9 protein-coding genes and 1 pseudogene are annotated in these 15151 nt (G+C 70.0%); 5 read left to right on the top strand and 5 right to left on the bottom strand.

Annotation, left to right across the window (positions count from 1 at the left end; translation table 11 throughout):
* Positions 1 to 13 precede the first annotated feature (13 nt).
* The 3 genes and pseudogenes from ACSURM_RS37305 to ACSURM_RS37295 all read right to left on the bottom strand — a co-directional run.
* Positions 14 to 160 (bottom strand): annotated as a pseudogene (locus ACSURM_RS37305) (transposase); the annotation flags it as partial.
* 642 nt (positions 161 to 802) lie between these two features.
* The gene (locus ACSURM_RS37300) at positions 803 to 1747 is read right to left on the bottom strand and encodes an aldo/keto reductase (RefSeq protein WP_436960614.1); all 945 of its coding nucleotides are present in this window, start codon (positions 1745 to 1747) and stop codon (positions 803 to 805) included.
* Positions 1748 to 2078: 331 nt separating this feature from the next.
* On the bottom strand, positions 2079 to 3509 hold the full coding sequence (locus tag ACSURM_RS37295) for a PHA/PHB synthase family protein (RefSeq protein ID WP_436960612.1): 1431 nt from the start codon (positions 3507 to 3509) through the stop codon (positions 2079 to 2081).
* Between the two features lie 573 nt (positions 3510 to 4082).
* Between ACSURM_RS37295 and ACSURM_RS37290 the strand changes: the two genes are divergently transcribed.
* Complete coding sequence (locus tag ACSURM_RS37290) at positions 4083 to 5789, top strand: long-chain-fatty-acid--CoA ligase (RefSeq protein WP_436960610.1); 1707 nt, start codon at positions 4083 to 4085, stop codon at positions 5787 to 5789.
* Positions 5790 to 5858: 69 nt separating this feature from the next.
* Here the strand turns inward: ACSURM_RS37290 and ACSURM_RS37285 are convergent, their stop codons facing one another.
* Positions 5859 to 6221, bottom strand: a complete 363-nt coding sequence (locus ACSURM_RS37285) for a transposase (RefSeq protein ID WP_436960608.1) — start codon at positions 6219 to 6221, stop codon at positions 5859 to 5861.
* A gap of 426 nt (positions 6222 to 6647) precedes the next feature.
* Between ACSURM_RS37285 and ACSURM_RS37280 the strand changes: the two genes are divergently transcribed.
* Positions 6648 to 8396, top strand: a complete 1749-nt coding sequence (locus ACSURM_RS37280; protein WP_436960606.1) for an alpha-keto acid decarboxylase family protein — start codon at positions 6648 to 6650, stop codon at positions 8394 to 8396.
* Positions 8397 to 8517: 121 nt separating this feature from the next.
* Here the strand turns inward: ACSURM_RS37280 and ACSURM_RS37275 are convergent, their stop codons facing one another.
* On the bottom strand, positions 8518 to 9888 hold the full coding sequence (locus ACSURM_RS37275; protein ID WP_436960604.1) for a transcriptional regulator: 1371 nt from the start codon (positions 9886 to 9888) through the stop codon (positions 8518 to 8520).
* 1020 nt (positions 9889 to 10908) lie between these two features.
* On the opposite strand from ACSURM_RS37275, the gene ACSURM_RS37270 reads away from it, so the two are divergent.
* The 3 genes from ACSURM_RS37270 to ACSURM_RS37260 all read left to right on the top strand — a co-directional run bounded on the left by ACSURM_RS37270 (position 10909) and on the right by ACSURM_RS37260 (position 14726).
* Complete coding sequence (locus tag ACSURM_RS37270; protein ID WP_436960602.1) at positions 10909 to 11811, top strand: alpha/beta fold hydrolase; 903 nt, start codon at positions 10909 to 10911, stop codon at positions 11809 to 11811.
* Positions 11804 to 13465, top strand: coding sequence for an FAD-binding dehydrogenase (locus ACSURM_RS37265; RefSeq protein WP_436960600.1), 1662 nt, complete (start codon positions 11804 to 11806; stop codon positions 13463 to 13465). The genes ACSURM_RS37270 and ACSURM_RS37265 overlap by 8 nt, the downstream gene beginning before the upstream one ends.
* A 115-nt stretch (positions 13466 to 13580) precedes the next feature.
* On the top strand, positions 13581 to 14726 hold the full coding sequence (locus ACSURM_RS37260) for a Leu/Phe/Val dehydrogenase (protein ID WP_436960598.1): 1146 nt from the start codon (positions 13581 to 13583) through the stop codon (positions 14724 to 14726).
* Positions 14727 to 15151: the final 425 nt, after the last annotated feature.

The raw sequence follows: 15151 nt of genomic DNA, 5'->3' as shown, positions 1-15151 counted from the left end.
CGGGCCAGGGCATGCGGTCTGGGGCAGCCTCTTCGGTGGGGGCGTTACAGACGGGCTTGAGGAGACGCGCGCTCTTGTCCCAGTCCCGGCCCACGGCATGGCGGAAGGAGTTCCGCAGCAGGTGGACCACGCAGGTCTGGACGATCGTCCTCGCCCAGACCGCCGGCCGGCCTGGGCGGGGTCCTCCTCGCCGTGGTCGTCCGCGGAGCAGGCCGGAGGTGGTCCTGGCGACGAGGCATACTCCTCCCGTGCCGTCCACGATCACGTGTGCAGGCGTGGCATCCGGGAGGTGCTCCCGGGCCCGGCGGACCAGCAGGAAGACCGCTGCGGCGGAGCCGCCGGGACGGTCGGCCACCGGCCTTCGACCGGGAGGCATACAGGCAGCCGAACGCCCCGCGGCGGTGTGAGCACCGGCTGGTCGCGCCGCTTCGGGTCCACGTCGGACAGCGGAACATGGGCGTCCTTGGCTTTCGAGATCACCGTGCGTCGGCGGGCGAACGGTGTCATCCCGGCCCGCGGCGGTGTGGTCCCGGGCCGCGTGTTCTCCGGAGTCCGTCCCCTGCGTCCCGTGCCCCGGTCGCCATCGGGCGCACTCGCGGAAAGGGGTCTCGGACACCGCTACCGGCCCTGGGTACGTCCGAGCCGAGGTCGAGAGATGTCCGACCAAGCCCAGCGAACCTACGACCAGCCGCAGCGGTTCCCCGTCGTCGGCGGTGTCAAAGTCATCACGGTCGTGCACGCCTCGCCGAGTGGACGGAGTACTTCCGGTGAGGTGAACCGGCTGGTACTCCCCGAGTGCCGGTCAGTCGGACGCTGCGGTGAGCGCGTCCAGCTCAGCCTGGGACAGGGTGATGTCGCTGAAGGCAAGCAGCTGCCCGAGTTGTTCGAGGGTGCGGGCGCTGGCCAGTGGTGCGGTGACGGTGGGTCGGGCGGCCAGCCAGGCGAGTGCGACTGTTGCCGGCTGGACGTGGTGGGCAGCGGCGACGGCATGGAGGGTGGCGAGCACTCGACGGCCCCTGGGGGTGTCGAGGTACCGGGCGGCCTGGCCGCTCCGCGCGCTGTCCGTCTTTTCGCCGGGACGGTACTTGCCTGTCAGGAACCCTTTGGCGAGCGCGAAGTAGGGGACCACGGCGAGACCGTGCCGAACCGTGACCTGGGCCAGCCCGCCTTCGTAGAGATCCCGCACAACCAGGTTGTAGTGCGGCTGGACGGCTGCGTAGCGGGATATCCCCTCTTTCTCCGAGAACGCCAGGGCCTCCCGCAGCCGGGAGGGGGAGATGTTGGAGGCTCCGATCTCCCGGACTTTACCGGCTGTCACCAGGTCGTTGAGTGCGGTGAGGAACTCCGGGACAGGGACCGTCTCGTCGTCTACATGTGTGTAGTACAGGTCGACGTAATCCGTGCGCAGCCGTGCGAGGGATGCCTCCACGGCCTTGGTGATGGTGACGGCGGACAGCCCCTTGAGCCGGGGGTGTGCGCCCACCTTGGTGGCGATGACCATGTCGGAGCGGTTTCCTCGTGCGGCCATCCATCTGCCGATGATGCTTTCGGACTCCCCTCCGGTGTGTCCCTCCACCCACACCGAGTAGGCGTCGGCGGTGTCGATGAAGTTGCCCCCGGCCTCTGCGTAGGCGTCGAGGACGGCGAAGGACGACTTCTCGTCGGCGGTCCATCCGAACACGTTGCCGCCCAGGGCGAGCGGCGAGACGTGCAGCGATCCGATCGTCTTCCTGGTGTGGAGGGCCATCGGTGTTCTCCTGTCGGGTCGGTGCGGTCAACCTGAGTGCGTTCGCGGGGGCGTACTGCACACCGGAGGGGCGAACGGTCCGGGGCGGCGGTACGGGGGCGGCGGCAGAGTGCGCCGCAGGATCGAGATGACCAGGACGCGAGGGGCAGGGGCCGTGCCCCGGTCGCGGTCACGTGCACCGTACGTAGCGCCCGGGTGCGGGGTCCGCTGCCGGATACCGCGTGCTTCCGGGGGCGCGGGCTGGAACGTGCGGGCCCGAACGGGGGGCGAGCCACCGGGTCCACTCCGTCCACCAGGAGCCGTGCTGCTGGAAGGAGCCTGCCGACCAGTCCTAGGGATCGGCGGGCAGCGCGCCGTGGCTGGTGCGGTAGACCGCGGCGGGACGTGGTGGATTGATGAGGCTGCCGACATGTCCGGATGGAATGAGGTGGAAGCCGACATCGCCGCCGAGCAATCGAGCGCTGTTGTAAACCGTTTCCCATGGAACGATGTGATCGCGCAGGGCGGCCACGACGAAGGCGTCCTGTGTGACGGTCGAGAGGTCGATGGGCCTGCCTTTGACGCGGAGCCGGCCGCGGGCCAGAGTGTTGTCCACCGCCATGTGCAGCGATTGATCGAACAGGGCTCGGGGGACGTCTATGCCGTCCTCGCTCCATGCCCAGATGTCGAAGGGCTGCGGCCTTTCGCCCAGGAGCCACCCGGCGATCATCGGTTGCCAAATGGTGTCCCTGGGCCGGAGGAGGTCGAAGAGAAGACTGATCCTGCGTCCGTCGACAAGCCCTCCACGGTTGGACAGGAGGCGGGTGAGCAGCCTCATCTCCGCTGCTGACGGCTTTTCGCCGGCGTCCGGTTCCGGATAGTCCAGGGCGGACATCAAAAGGGTCACGGTCGCCACCCTCGACTGACCGCCTGCCGCATACCAGGCGGCGAGCGACGCTGCGAGTATCCCGCCGGCGCACACACCTGCCACATGCGCCTGAGACGACTGCGTGATCTCCCGGACGACGTCCATGGCTCGCAGCGGGCCTTGCTCAAGGTACTCGTCGAGCGTGAACGCGTTCTGGTCCGGGCCGGGATTGCGCAGGCTGATGGCGAACACCGTGAAACCGGCCTGGACCGCCCACTCGACCAGACTGCGCCCGGGAGACAGGTCAAATATGTAGTACTTGTTCACCCAGGCGGGGATCAGCAGGAGAGGCACCTGGTGGACCTGGGCGGTACGCGGCTCGTACTGAAGCACCTCCATCAGCTCGTTGCGGTACACCACGCGTCCGGGAGTGGCGGCCAAGGTCTCGCCCAGGCGGAACGAGTCCGATGGCATCTTGGCCGGACGCCCGCGACGGTGTACGACGTCGTCCAGGAAGTTTTCCGTTCCGCTGACCAGGCTCGCTCCCCGGGTGCGCACGACGCGGCGCAGGGCGGCGGGATTCCCGGCAAGCGTGTTCGTGGGAGCCAGTGCCTCGGTGAGGTTCTGGGCGAGGAACTCCGCCTGCCGGCGACGGTGCGCCGGCAGGCTGGGCGCCTCGGCGGCGGCCATGACGAGTCGGCGCCAGGTCAGGTAACCCTTCAGTATGAGGCGGTAGCGCGCGTCTGAGCTCCAGGCGGGATCCGTGAAACGCCGGTCACCGGTGTCCGGGCTGAGCCCGCCCGGCCTGGGGAGTTCTCGCCACATGGAGCGGACGGTGCGTGCCGCCTCGGCCCACCGTCCCTCGATGGCCTGCTCGTCGTCATAGGCGTAGGGCTCGCTGCCGCATGGGCTCACGGTGTCTCTCCTTGCCGGGGCGGTCGTCACTGCGGAGCCGGAAAAGGCGGTCCCGCTGCCCGTGCTCACGGGCGAAGGGGCGGGGACGGGCTGGTTCGGTGCCTGGAGAGGAATGTAGGACCGCGTGGCGCACGCCGGCAGGCGTGCACTGTGGTCGGTGGTGTCGGTACACCACCGAGGGAAGCACAAGGAGCTTCACGGACGTGCGCATCCGTTGAATGCCGGCTTCGCGCCACCAATGCGTTGACAGGTGCGCATCTCATGTGGACTGCCTGCCGATCTCTTGCCCGGGTCTGTCCCGCCGCTTCTCCACCGGGGAATTCGCCGGCTGGCGGTGAGCCGGCGGAACCGGTGGTTCACGAGCCTTCCGCCGGAACCCGGGAAGGCATGGATTCCCCGGCGGTTCGGCTTCCCACAAGGCAACTTCCGTGCCGTGGGACCGCAGCCACGCAAGACCGGCCGGGAATGACGACAGGCTATGTGGCCCGGGCATATCTTCCGGCGGTACGGAATCGCGGGGGCCGGGCGAACCGGCACCCCCCAAGGCGACGTGAACCCGATCTGGAGGCCGCCATGCACAGCACCATGTCCGATGTCCCGTTGACGATCGGCCGTGTCCTGCGATACGGCTCCACCGTCCAGGGCGCTTCCACCGTGGCGACGTGGAACGGGGAGGGGCTCGACCGCAGGAGTTACGCGGAGGTGGGCGAGCGTGCCGCCCGGCTGGCCCACGCCCTCCGGGACCGGCTGGGGGCGCGTACCGGCACCCGGCCGGACAGCGAGCAGAGCGTCATCGGCACGTTCATGTGGAACAACGCCCGTCACCTGGAACTGTTCCTCGCCGTGCCCGCGATGGGGGCGGTCCTGCATCCGCTCAACGTACGCATGCCGGCCCGGCAACTGGCCTACGTCATCCAGCACGCGGGAGACGAAATCGTCTTCCTGGACGCGGGGCTCGCCCGGGCGCTGGCCCCCGTGCTGCCGGAGCTGAACGGCCGGGTGCGGCACATCGTCGTCGCCGGCCCCGGCGGCCGGGAGGCGCTGACCGGGTTCACCGGCCAGGTGCACGACTACGAGGAGCTGATCGCCGACCGGCCCACCGACTACCCCTGGGAGGAGGACCTGGACGAACGGACGGCGGCGACCATGTGCTACACCTCCGGCACCACGGGGAACCCCAAGGGGGTGGTCTACAGCCACCGGGCGCTTTATCTGCACTGCCTTCAGGTGGCGGCGCCGGACCGCTACGACCTCACCCCGCGCGCGGTCCTGTTCCCCATCGCCCCGATGTTCCACGTGAACGGCTGGACCATTCCGCACGTCGCGTTCTTCTCCGGCGCCGGTCTGTTACTGGCCGACCGGTTCCCCCAGCCCGCGTCACTGGCGCGCATGATCGAGCAGGGACGGCCGACGTTCGCCGCCGCCGTGCCCACCGTCTGGGCCTCCCTCCTGGAGGAACTCGACGCACGCACCTACGACACCGCGAGCCTGCGCCGGGGGCTGGTGGGCGGAGCCGCGTGCCCGCCGGCCTTGATGACCGCCTACCGGGACAGGCACTCCGTCGAGCTCCTGCACGCCTGGGGGATGACGGAGACCACCTCGCTGGTCACCAGGGCGCTGCCGCCCGCGGGGGCGGAACCCGACGAGGCCTGGGCCTATCGCGTCAGCCAGGGTCAGTTTCCGGTGTCGGTACGGTTCCGGCTCGCCGACGCGGACGGCAATCCGGTGCCGAACGACGGTGCCGGCACCGGTGAGCTACAGGTGTGCGGTCCCTGCGTGACCTCTTCCTACTACGGCGGCGCCGCCGGGGCCCCGCCGGTCCGGCCGGCGGAGAGCTTCACCCCGGACGGCTGGCTGAGGACCGGCGACGTCGGCCGGATATCCCCGGACGGGTTCCTCACCCTCACCGACCGGGCCAAGGACGTCATCAAGTCCGGAGGCGAGTACATCTCCAGCGTGGTCCTGGAGCACGCCTTGCTGGAGCACCCCGCGGTCGCCGAGGCGGTCGTGGTCGCGGTGCCCGACGAACGCTGGGGAGAGCGCCCCCTGGCCGCGGTGTCGCCGCGCCGGGGCACCGACCTCGATCTGACGGAACTGCGTGACTTCCTGGCCCGGCACGTCGACGCCTGGATGGTTCCGGAACGCTGGACGATCATCGCGGCGCCCCCGAAGACCTCAGTGGGCAAGTACGACAAGCGCGGTATCCAGGACCAGTACACCCACGGCCGTCTCGACGTCGTCCACCTGGGCAAGTACTCCGGTGCCGCGTCCGCGACGTGAGTCCGGCTCCGGCGCCCTCCCCGCCGGCGGAACGCCCGCGTCCGGACCGCCTCGGTCCGCCGGTCCCCGTCAGGCGGCAGGAGACCGTCTTCCCCGGTCCACTGCCGCTTCGACGATGGCCGCGGCCCACTCCCGGTCACCGCCGAGACCGCGGTTCTCCAACACCGCCCGGCGCAGGCGCGGCCACAGGCCCGACCTCGTCCACGCGGCGAAACGCCGGTGGGCCGTCGCCGGGGAGACCCCGAACGACGACGGCAGGCGCTGCCAGGCGCAATCGCAGGTCAGTACGTACACCACGGCGGTGAAGGTGTTCCGGCCGTCCAGCGGGACCGTGCCGCCGCCCTGCCGGCGCGGAGAGAACTCGGGGATCAGCGGTGCGACCAGGTCCCACAACGGATCCGGTACCAGACGCCGTGACAGCTTCGCTCCCATGGCCGGCCATCATGACACGAGCCAAGCCCACCGCACCGGGGCCATACGTCGCACATGGTGACGGTCGCCGCGACGCGCACCTCAGCGGTGCCACCGAACGAGCACGCGCGCACCCTCGCACGTCCGATGCCCCCGCCGCCTGCCTGCCGGGCACCGCCGACGCGGCCCTACGGTGGCGAGCACGTGCGCGGCTCCGCCGGGCCTCTCGCCGCGTCCGCCCGGCCGCCGATCCGAATGGCAAACCCCGGCCCGCCGCGCGCGAGTGCCGAGCGGAGCGGGGCCCCGGTCGCCCCGGCTCAGCCGTCCAGCAGCCACCGAGTCTGCTCACCGGCCGGACTCCGCGCCTGAACGGTCCGCCCGCGACCACCGGCAGGCCGACCGGTCCCGCGCCCGGGCGCACTCGCCAACGCATGAAGGGAACCCACCATGATCCCCAAGCCCGCCGTCGCGGGAACCACCGTGATGGACCATCTCCTCGACCGTCTCCACGCCCTCGGCGTGCGGCACCTGTTCGGCATGGCCGGCGACTACAACCTGAAGGTGCTGGACCGTGTGGTCGCCCACCCGGACGTGAGGTGGATCGGTACGGCGAGCGAACTGGGCGCCGCCTACGCCGCCGACGCCTACGCCCGCACCCGCGGTTTCGGAGCGCTCCTGACCACTTTCGGCGTAGGCGAGCTGAGCGCGATCAACGGGGTGGCCGGCGCCTACGCCGAGCGTCTGCCGCTGCTCCACATCGCCGTCGGACCGACGCAGGCCACGGAACGGGACAAGGCCGTGGTACACCACTCCATGGGGGACGGGGACTTCGACCGGTTCGCCCGCGCCCACCGGGAGGTGGTCTGCGCCCACGCCGTGCTGCGCCCCGACAACGCCGTGTCCGAGATCGACCGGGTGCTCGGCGCTTGTCTGCGCGAGAGCCGGCCCGGATACCTGCGCGTGCCCCGCGACGTCGCCCTCGCTCCCGCCCCACCGTGGCGGCCGTCGGCCGCCGACGACCGACCAACTGTGGAAAAGGACGGCGTCGAAGCCTTCCGCACCGCGGCCCGGGCCCGGCTCGCCACCGCGGACACCGTCGCCGTCCTGGCGGACTTCCTCGTCGACCGGTTCCACGCCCGCGACGAACTGGCCCGCTTCCTGACCGCCGGTTCCCTTCCCCACGCGGTCCTGGCGACCGGCAAGACCGTCGTGGACGAAAGCGCCCCCGGCTTCCTGGGCGTGTACTCCGGCGCCATGAGCGAACGGCCGGTGCGCGCCGCCATCGACGGCGCGGACCTTCTCATCCGGGCGGGCGTGCTGCTCGCCGACTCCACGACCGGGAAGTTCACGCACGGCTTCGACGCCGAGGCAGGCATCGACCTGGGCCCCTGGACCGCGAAGGTGGACGGCCGGACCTTCCCCGGCGTCCCGCTGGCAACCGCCTTGACCGTACTGACGGAACTGGTCGGCGGTCGCCCTGCTGCCCCGGTCCCCGCCGCCGGAAGCCGGGGACTGGGGGCCGCGTTGACAGGCCTGAGCGGATCCGTGACAGCGGCCGGGCGATCGGCCGCCACCCTGCTGCGACGAGCGTCGCCGCTGGGGCTGCCACTGACCCAGTCCTATCTGTGGGAGGCGGTGGGTTCCGCCGTGGAACCCCACCACACGGTGATAGCGGACGACGGCACTCCCCTCCTGGGCATCGTCGGTCACCGCTTCCCTCGCGGGGCACGGTTCATCGGGCAACCGTTCTGGGGCTCCATCGGTTACGGCCTGCCCGCACTGCTAGGAACGCAACTCGCCGATCCCGCGCGGCGCGGGCTGCTGGTCATCGGCGACGGCGCCGCCCAGCCCACCGTCCAGGAACTCGGCACCATCGGCCGCCACCACCTCAAGCCCATCGTGGTCCTGGTCAACAACCATGGCTACACCATCGAACGGGCCACTCACGGCCTGCGGGCCGTGTACAACGACATCTCCCGCTGGCACTGGCCCAAGCTGCCCGCGGCTGTCGGCGTCCGCGACCCGCTCGTGCTGAGGGCCCGCTCGACAGCCGGACTGGACCGGGCTCTGGCCCGTGCCGCGGCCACCCCCGACCGCCTGGTGCTGATAGAAGCCTTCACCGCCAAGGACGACATCCCCCCGGCCATGGTGCGCATGCTCATCAACCGGCCCGACCGGGCAAGGTGGGTCCCGTGACAGCCCTGTCACCCGTCGTCGACTCACTATCTGCGGCTTTTGGGAGACCTCGGCCGTCCGGCCGGTGAGGAACCCGGCCGGACGGCCGGCCGGGTCCGTTCTTCCCGTGTCGGTACCTCTGTCAGCCAGCCTGTTCGGGAACGGGCAGCAGACGGGCTTCCGCCCGCAGGCCCAGTGCCTCGAGCCGGTCGCGGAAGTCGGCCAGCTCACTGGAACATCGGGCCGAGCGCGTCCGGCCGAGAGCGTCCACGGCCTCGAGAGCGGTGGCGCAGCTTTCTTCCACGTGACCGAGCCGCAGGTGCGCCGAAGCCGTCAACAGCAGCCTGAGCGCGCGCCGCCGGGGCCGCTGAGGTGAGATGCCGCGCAGCGACTCTTCCGCCCAGCGTAATGCGGCGGCCGGCTGGTTGAGATCGTGGTAGCAGCGGGCCAGTTGTTCCGCCAGGTAGCCTCGGTCGATGTGGACGGCCCAGTCCGGCTCCTCTCCGGACGCCTGCTCCTTCAGCGCCTTCCTGGCTTCTCCCGCGGCGTGCTCGCAGGCCGGCTGGTCTCCCAGGAGGGCGTAACCACGCGCTTCGGTCAGGTGGAAGAGCGCACGGGCCGGAGCGGTGACGTGTCCCCCCGTGCCCTCGCGTGCTACTCGCCCCAGTTGCACCGTCTCTCGTGGGTTGCCCATGGCAAGAGCCACTTGGCTCATGCCGCCCGCCAGCACGTAACCGCCGAAGCCGCGGTCGCCGGCGGCCTGTGCCAGACGCAGTGCCTGGATGTAGTAGCGCTGGGCGAGCCCCAGCAGACCGCTGTCGACGGCCATGTAACCGGCGAGCTCGCTCAAGCGGGCGACGGCGCTGAGCAGTTGACGCCCGGTCGGCTCGTCGTAGGCGCCCATCAAGAGTCCGGCGACGACAGTGTGGAGGTAGAGCACGGTGACCTGCCGGGTGTGGCCGCCGCCGAAACGGTGATCGAGGTCGGCGAACGCGGACGTCGTCGCGCGTATCGCCGCGATGTCCCCGGACCCGACCGCGTGGGGTCCCTGGTTCGTGGGAGCGGGGTCCAGGTCCGAGATCAGCCAGTCGCGGCTGGCCTGAACGAGCACAGAAGTCGCCAGTCCCGTTCCGGACAGCGACTCCACGTGGTTGGCGTCACTGCGCCACAGGGCGCACGCCTGGTGGAGAGCGTCGAGCAGATTCGGCTCGAAGCGGAGCCCCACGGCGGAGGCCGTCCCCGGGGCGGGCTTCATCCCGATCTCTTCGACGGTCACCAGGCGGCCCAGCTTGCGCTCCAACGCCTCGGCTATGACGGCGGGGACCCGGCCGCGCGGCTGCTGGCCGCGAAGCCAGCGAGCGACCGATGTCTTGTCGTAGCGCAGATCGAGGCCGTGCTCGGCACCGCAGAGGTTGACCCGGCGGGCGAGCCCGGTACTGGAGCACCCTGCTTCCTCCATCACCGCCCGCAGCCGTTCGTTCGCCTCCCGGCTGGTACGTGATCGCTCGACCATTGACCATGTCCCCTTTCCCCAGGAAAGATCTGCCTGGCCGCTCTGGCCATTCACCGCATATGTGCTGGCTCTGGCGCACGGATTGCATGCGAGAATGCGGATGATGCCCTGTCGGGCGTGTTGGACCCTGCACGCACGGAAAACGCAAAGTACTGGATGCCCGGCATCCCCATTTCTCTACGGACGATCCGTGCGCATTGAGCTATTCCCGCTCCTTTGAGGTGACGGAACTCCAAGCATCGAATCACCTGGAGGGTGGTCTCTTCTTCTGGTCCGCAGTGAATTCCGGGCTGCCGTACAAGTGCACGACAGGTGCCGGTTCGGGTCAACGCTGCCATGCGGGTGTGCTGGTGAAATGGCGTAGGCATGGAGTGCGTTTGCTAGTGCGACGAAACCGCGTACGCGCCTGTGCACAGAGCGCGCAGGGGGCGCAAGGAGGCAAAGGGAGTGCGCACCCGTCATAACGCTTGCTCGGGGTGTGAAAAGGCTTGAGAAGGCCGGTAACGAGCGGACCACCTGCCACCCGTGAGCAGTCGGAGGACATCCCAGCCGTCACGGCGTGCATCACAATCGAATTCACGTTCCACCGAGTTCCGGGCAGCCAACGTGATGGTCGGCGTGCTATGCGCGGATTGCCAAGTGCCTATGCCTGGTGCACGGCCGAACCCACGCGCACCGGCGCGGCGGCGGTTGCAGCGCTCGGCGCTTTCGAGGCAGGTGGTACTTGACGGGAACAACCCGCGGTGTTCGCTCCACCGCGTGCTCGCGGATTTCTCACGTGAGCATTCGTGCGCGACAGACCTCCCCGCACCACCAGTGCCGCGGCGTACGCCTGCCGGCACCACGCGGCCCGTGAATACCGTCCGTCTAGCCGACAGTCCGATCGGCGACGGCACAGGGGCGGCCTTTCCCCATAGTGGCCGGGACGGCCGGCCAGACCTCCCCTGAACCCTGATCAGCCGGCGGCGGCAGGACCCGCGTACTTCCCTGCCGTACCGGAAGCGAGAACCAGGAGACCGCATGAAAACATCCATCACTGCGCACGGGCGGGCAGTGGAAGAGCACTGGACCGACGTGGCGGGAACACGGACCCGCTATCTGGCGGCCGGCAGAGGCAGCCCCGTGCTGCTGCTGCACGGCGAGGGTGGTGTCTCCGAGGAATGGGACCGCGTCCTCGGCGGCCTGGCCGGCAGCCACCGGGTCATCGCCGTCGACATGCCGGGCTACGGCTACACCGAGCCGATCTCCGACGCCAGTCCCGCCGCCATGGCGGCGTTCGCGTGGAAGTTCGCCCACCGCGTCCACGCGGAGCGCCCCGCGGTCATGGGGCACTCACTGGGGGGTTCGATAGCCGTCCACATGGCCTTGCAGCGGCCGACGCACATACCCGCTCTGGTGCTGATCAGCTCCTCCGGGATGGGCCACGCCGTCAACCCCGCCATGGTGGTGCAGTCGGTGACACCGCTGGGAGATCTGACCCGGTGGCTGGTCCCCGTACTTCCCTGCGGTCCCAGGCTGCTTGTGGCGTCGATGGCGGTGATCGGCTCCGTCCGGCCCTGGCGCATGTCACCGAGGTGGACCTCCAGCCAGGTCAAGGCGCTTTCCTCCCCAGAGGCGCTGAGGACCACACTGCGCTCGCAACGCGCCTCCGTCGGACTGCTGGGGCAGAAGGAACTCCTCGTCCGCAGGCTGCCGGAACTGCCGATGCCCATTCTGGTGGCCTGGGGCACCCACGACCGCATGCTGCCGTTCTGGCAGGCGATCGGCGCACGTCGCCGGCTCAGCCGGGGACAGCTGAAACTGATTCCCTGCACGGGGCACATGGTGCCGCAGGAGTCCGCAGGCCCGCTCCTCGGGGCTGTCCGCCCCTTCCTCGCCCGTAACAGCAGGGGTGCGGAACGAAGCGGTGACAGCGATGAGTGAGAACGCCGACGTCGTCGTCGTGGGAGCGGGGCTGGCCGGGCTGGTGGCCACCTACGAGCTGACCCGGGCCGGGCGTCGCGTGCTCATCGTCGAGCAGGAGAACGAAGCCAATCTCGGCGGCCAGGCGTTCTGGGCGGAAGGCGGCCTTTTCCTGGTCAACACTCCCGAGCAGAGGCTGCTGGGCATCAAGGACTCCTACGAGCTGGCGTTGTCCGACTGGATGGCCTCGGCCGGCTTCGACCGCGACCGCCAGGACAGGTGGGCCCGCGAATGGGCCGAGGCGTACGTCGGCTTCGCCGCGGGGGAAAAGCGCCGCTATCTCCGCCGGCTGGGGCTTCGCCTGGTGCCCATGGTCGGCTGGCCGGAACGGGGCGTGGGCATCGCCACCGGCCACGGCAACTCCGTTCCGCGCTTCCACTTCACCTGGGGGAGCGGGCCCGACATCGTACGGATCTTCCGTGAACCGGTGCTCGCCGCAGCCGCGCGGGGACTGGTCACCTTCCGCTACCGTCACAGGGTCGACGAGCTCGTCGTCGAGGGCGGGACCGCGGTCGGTGTACGGGGTGCGGTGCTGGTTCCCTCGCACGAGCCGCGAGGCGTGCCCTCCTCACGTGAGCGGGCGGGGGAGTTCGAGGTGCGGGCGCAGACGGTGCTTGTCACGTCCGGTGGCATCGGCGGCAACCTCGACATGGTGCGCGCCCACTGGCCGACCGACCGTCTGGGCCCGGTGCCGGCGTCGTTGCTCAGGGGTGTGCCGGCGCACGTCGACGGGCGGATGCTGCGGATCACCGAGCGGGCCGGTGGCTCAGTGGTCAACCTCGACCGCCTGTGGCCCTACAACGAGGGCCTGGAGAACTGGGCCCCCGTCTGGCCCCGCCACGCGGTGCGGCTCATCCCCTCCCCCTCACCGCTGTGGCTGGACGCGAAGGGGCGGCGGTTGCCCCCGCCGCTCTTCCCCGGCCACGCGAACCTGCAGGCGATGCCGCAGATCACGTCGACCGGTCACTCCCACTCGTGGTTCATCCTGAACCAATTGATCGTGGACAAGGAGTTCGCCCTCTCGGGTTCCGAGCAGAATCCCGACCTGACCGGCAAGAACCCCGCGCTGATGCTCTTGCAGCTCAAGAAGAGCGCCTACCCGACCATCCGAGCCTTCCTCGATCACAGCGAGGACATCGTGACCCGCGGGACGCTGCCCGCGCTGGTGGAGGCCATGAACGCCCTCACCCCTCAGGCACCACTGGACCTCGCCCTGGTGGAACGCGAGGTCGTGGCCCGGGACCGGCAGACGTCCAACGACTACTACAAGGACATGCAGCTGATGTCCGTGCGCAACGCGCGCGAGTACTGCCTGGACAGGGTCCTGCGAGTCGCTCCGCCCCACCGCCTGCTCGACCCCGCCCACGGCCCGCTGTACGCGGTACGCCTGCACCTGATGACCCGCAAAACCCTGGGCGGGGTGCAGACCACCCTGGACTCGCAGGTCCTGAGGTCGGACGGAACGGTGTTCGACGGTCTCTACTGCGCCGGCGAGGCGGCCGGCTTCGGCGGCGGGGGAGTACACGGACACAACGCGCTGGAAGGCGGCTTCCTCGGGGGCTGCGTCTTCTCCGGCCGCTCGGCCGGCCGCGCGCTCGCCCGGGACCTGGCATGAACCGAGCCCGGTCCGTACACAGCGGCGAAGCCGTACGCCCCTCGCGCGGAGCGCCGTCCCGCCACCGGCGGTTCTCCGCCGGCCAAGCCATCCCAACGACAAAGGAGTTCGCACTGTGAGTACGCTCGCGTTCACCGCACCGCTGGCCGCCTTCGGCCGTGAGACCTTCGACCACGAACAGGTCGTCGTCTGCCAGGACCCCCGCTCGGGCCTGAAGGCCGTCATCGCCCTCCACTCCACCGCCCTGGGGCCGGCTCTGGGCGGCACCCGCTTCCACTCCTACGCGAGCGACGAGGACGCCGTCACCGACGCGCTGAACCTCTCCCGCGGAATGTCCTACAAGAACGCCCTGTTGGGCCTCGACTACGGTGGCGGCAAAGCCGTCATCATCGGAGACCCCGAACGCATCAGGTCCGAGGACCTCCTGCTGGCCTACGGCCGGGCCGTCGCTTCGCTGGAAGGGCGGTTCATCACCGGATGCGACGCGGGTACCACCACCGACGACATGGACGTCGTGGCACGAACCTGTCCATGGATCCCGGGCCGCTCCTCACGGACCGGCGGCGCGGGAGACACCTCCATCCTGGCGGCGTACGGCGTCTTCCAGAGCATGCGCGCGGCGGCCCAGCACCGATGGGGCGACGCGTCCCTCAGCGGCAAAGTGGTAGGCGTCGCGGGAGTCGGGAAAGTGGGACGTCTTCTGGTCGGACACCTCGTCGAGGAGGGCGCCCGCGTGGTGGTCACCGACGTCAGTGACGCGGCGCTGCGTGCCGTGACCGACGAGTGTCCCGGCATCACCGTCGTCGAGAACACCGCGACACTGATCCGGACCCCTGGTATGGACATCTACGCCCCCTGTGCCCTGGGCGGCGCCCTGGACGGGGCGACCGTCCCGGTGCTCACCGCCGAGGTGGTGTGCGGCGCGGCCAACAACCAACTGGCCTATCCCGAGGCTGAGCACGACCTCGCCGACCGCGGAGTCCTCTACGTCCCGGACTACGTGGCGAACGCCGGCGGAGCCATACAGGTCGCCGGCACCCTCCACGGCACGGACTTCAGCCGGTGCCGGGCACAGACCGAGCGGATCTTCGACACCACACTCACGGTGCTGCGACGCGCGGACACCGAGGAGATCCTGCCGGGCACCGCCGCCGACCGGCTCGCCGAAGAACGCATCAACACCGCGGCACAGGCCCGCGCGCTGCGAGGGACCGCCGGTCCCGGTTCCCCCCTCATGTCCGAGCCCGCGGGGGACGCGTAGACGGCCCTGCCGTAGCTCGCTGCCTGCGAGCCGGGCCGGGCCGCTGCGGAAAGAGCAGGACGTGCTGTGAGCGGCGGCCTGGCAGGCCGGTACCGAGTGGCATTCCGCCCCCAGGGTGATACGACGGGCGGACTGCCGTCGGATACCGCTGCTTCAGGACGACGACCGAAGCTCACCGCTCGTCATCGGTGTGTGCGCAGGGTACGTACCACTCCTTGAGCACGAGCCATGTCCCCACGACCGGGCGTCGGTCGTGGGGACATGTGCTTGCCGGTGCCCAGCATCTGCTTCGCGTTACGGTGCCCCCTGGCGGAACGCACCAGTACCGCCCTGAAACGCTCGTTGGCCGTCCTGGGGTCCGGGTGGCCGCAGATCGGCGCCACCGCAATGGTTGAGAGCGTTGATGATCGGGACTTGCGCCAGCA

The organism is Streptomyces sp. SudanB182_2057 (assembly GCF_964272715.1).
GTDB lineage: Bacteria > Actinomycetota > Actinomycetes > Streptomycetales > Streptomycetaceae > Streptomyces > Streptomyces rubradiris.
This window is presented reverse-complemented; position numbering and strand designations above follow the sequence as displayed.